General features: G+C 72.5%; 3 protein-coding genes. All 3 read left to right on the forward strand.

Translation table 11 applies throughout. The features are described from left to right. A partial coding sequence (locus tag ACWGI8_RS42410) for an aminotransferase class I/II-fold pyridoxal phosphate-dependent enzyme (RefSeq protein WP_453668801.1) occupies positions 1-1,462 on the forward strand: 1,462 nt, incomplete at its 5' end. 120 nt (positions 1,463-1,582) lie between these two features. Further along, positions 1,583-1,891, forward strand: a complete 309-nt coding sequence (locus tag ACWGI8_RS42415) for a hypothetical protein (RefSeq protein WP_453668802.1) — start codon at positions 1,583-1,585, stop codon at positions 1,889-1,891. Next, a partial coding sequence (locus ACWGI8_RS42420) for a class II histone deacetylase (protein ID WP_453668803.1) occupies positions 1,888-3,026 on the forward strand: 1,139 nt, incomplete at its 3' end. The genes ACWGI8_RS42415 and ACWGI8_RS42420, both read left to right, overlap by 4 nt.

Consider the following 3,026-nt stretch of genomic DNA (forward strand, 5'->3'; position numbering starts at 1 on the left):
ACCGGCCCCCGAGCGGGAGCGGCCGGCACACGCCGCGGCCGTGCACCGGGGCACGGCCGACTCCTTCGTCCCCGACTGGGACCGCTTCCGCGAACCGGCACCCGCCCGCCCCGAGGACAGCACGGCCCCGGCCCGCCCCCTCCCGGCCGCCACGCCCACCCCGCATCCCGCGGCCGCGACGCCTCCTACGGGCCCGGCCCCCGAGGCGCCCCGCCCCGCCACCCGCACCCTCCGACGCACCCTCCCCGGCCGTCTCTCCAGCAGGCCCGACGGCACCTTCCTGGACCGGCGCATCGACGCCCTCTCCGTGGAGGACCGCGTCGTCGTCGCCAAGGACGAGTACTTCTACGAGCCCGTCATCGAGGAGGCCCGGGGCGCCCACATCAAGTTCGACGGCCGCTGGTTCCTCAACTTCGCCTCGTACAGCTACCTCGGGCTCATCGGGCACGACTACATCGAGCAGCAGGCGCTGCGCGCCGTGGAGCGGCACGGGACCGGTGCCCACGGCGTCCGGCTCCTCGCGGGCACCCTCCATCTGCATCGCGAACTGGAGCTCGCGCTCGCCCGGTTCCTCGGCACCGAGGACGCCGTCGTCTTCTCCAGCGGCTACATGACGAACGTGGCGACCGTGGGCGCGCTGGCCGGCCCCGGCGACGTCATCATCGGCGACGTCTACAACCACGCCAGCATCCTCGACGGCTACCGGCTGTCGGGCGCCAAGGTCGTCACGTACGCGCACAACGACCTCGCCGACCTGGAGCGCGCCCTGAAGAAGGCGGGGGACGCGGGCCGGCTCGTGGTCACCGACGCCGTCTTCAGCATGGACGGCGACGTGGCCGACCTGCCTGGCATCGTCGAGCTGTGCGAGCGGTACGACGCCCCGCTCATGGTCGACGAGGCGCACAGCCTCGGCGTGCTCGGCCGCACCGGACGCGGCATCACCGAGCACTTCGGCATCGACCCGGCCCGCGTCGACGTGAAGATGGGCACGCTGTCCAAGACCGTGCCCAGCGCGGGCGGTTACGTCGCCGGATCGAGCGACCTCGTCTTCGCGCTGAAGAACAACGCGCGCGGCTGGATGTTCTCCGCGGCCGCGACCCCGGCCCAGGTCGCGGCGGCCAGGGCGGCGATCGAGGTGATCGACGCCGCGCCGGAACGGCCCCGCGAACTACGGGCCAGGACCGCCCGCTATCGGGAGCAGTTGCGGGCGCTGGGCTTCGACACGCTCACCAGTGAGACGCCGGTCGTGCCGATCATCTGCCGCAGCGCCGAGCAGGCAGGCGCCATGGCTCGCGCGTGCCAGCTCGACGGGCTGTTCGTCCAGCCGATCGTCTACCCGGCGGTGCCGCGGACGCTGCCGCGGCTGCGGACCATCGTCAACCTCAGCCACTCCGAGGCCGACCTCGACACGGCCGTCGCGACGCTGCAGAAGGCCGGCCGCTCCTGCGGCCTCATCACCTGACCACGGACTCGACCACGGACTCGACCACGGACCCGGGCGCGGAGCGAGGAGCCGCATCGACCGGACGGCACGGCATCACGGCACGTCGCACGACCACACGACGACCAAGGGGGAATGGACATGACGGACATCGACAAGGCTGCGTTCTTCTCGGCGGTGCTGAAGACCATCGCCTCGACCCGTAACCACGGCACCGACCAGGACGAGCACACCAAGGGCGTGGTGGAGCCGGCCGTGCGCATCCGCGCCGTCGAGGAGGAGGTCGGAGAGGGGCAGCTCACCTCCGGCGAGACCGGTGAGGTGCTGGACCTGCTGGAGACCACGTTCCGCGCCAAGCGCACCCCGGACGAGGAGCGGGAGTACTACCTCCAGTACATCGAGAAGGTCTCCGGCGTCAGCCGGGCCTCGTTGGGTGTGTCCGCCGGGTGAGCACGTCCGAACTCGCGTGGTACAGCCACGAGATGTGCTTCTGGCACGACCCCGGGCCCGGCTCGGGGTATGTGCCGGTGGGGCCGGGCGTCGAACCGCTCCGCCAGTTCGCGGTCGACCCCGATCTGCGCCGGGCCGAGGGGCTGGTCAAGGCGTCGGGCGTGATGGACCGGTACACCTGCGTCACACCGGCGCCCGCCTCCGACGAGGACCTGCTGCTGGTGCACGTGCCGGAGCACATCGAGCGCGTCGAGGCGGTGTCGGCGTCCGGCGGAGGTGATGCCGGCGTGTACGCGCAGGTGAACTACCACAGCGCACAGGCCGCGAGGCTCGCCGTGGGCGCCTCGGTGCAGGCCACCGAGCAGGTCCTGGACGGGCGGTTCCGGCGGGCGTACTGCCTGGTCCGCCCGCCCGGCCACCACGCGGAACCCGACCGGGCGATGGCCCTGTGCCTCTACAACAACGTCGCCGTCGCCGCGCGGGCCGCGCAACGCCGCGGGGTGCGCCGGGTGATGATCCTGGACTGGGACGTGCACCACGGCAACGGCATCCAACGGGTGTTCTACGACGACCCCGACGTGCTGTACGTGTCGATCCACCAGGACGGGCTGTTCCCGGCGGCGTCCGGCCTCGTCATGGAGACGGGCTCGGGCGCCGGCACGGGCAGCACGCTCAACGTCCCGCTGCCCCCGGGCACGGGGCACGACGCCTACCTCGCCGTCGTCAGCCGCGTCGTGGAACCTGCGGCCCGTGCGTTCGGCCCCGGTCTCATCCTGGTCGCGGCGGGCGTCGACGCGAGCGGTCACGACCCGATGGGCCGGATGATGTGCACCAGCCGGACGTTGCACGCCATGACGTCGGCGATGTGCCGCCTCGCCGACGAACTGACCGGAGGCCGGATCGTCTTCGTCCACGAGGGCGGCTACTCGGCGTGGTACCAGCCGATGCTCGTGCTCGGCACGGCGAGCGCGATCGCCGGCCTGCCCGCCCCGCAGGACCCGTTCCTGCACTCGCTGGACCACCTGCCGGGCCAGCGTCTGCAACGCCACCAGAGCCGGGTGATCGAGCACCTGGAGGCCCGTCACCCGCTGCTGGCCCGCCACTTGACCAGCACCGGCCCGGGACGGGGAGCAGC

This window comes from Streptomyces sp. NPDC054841 (assembly GCF_053611045.1).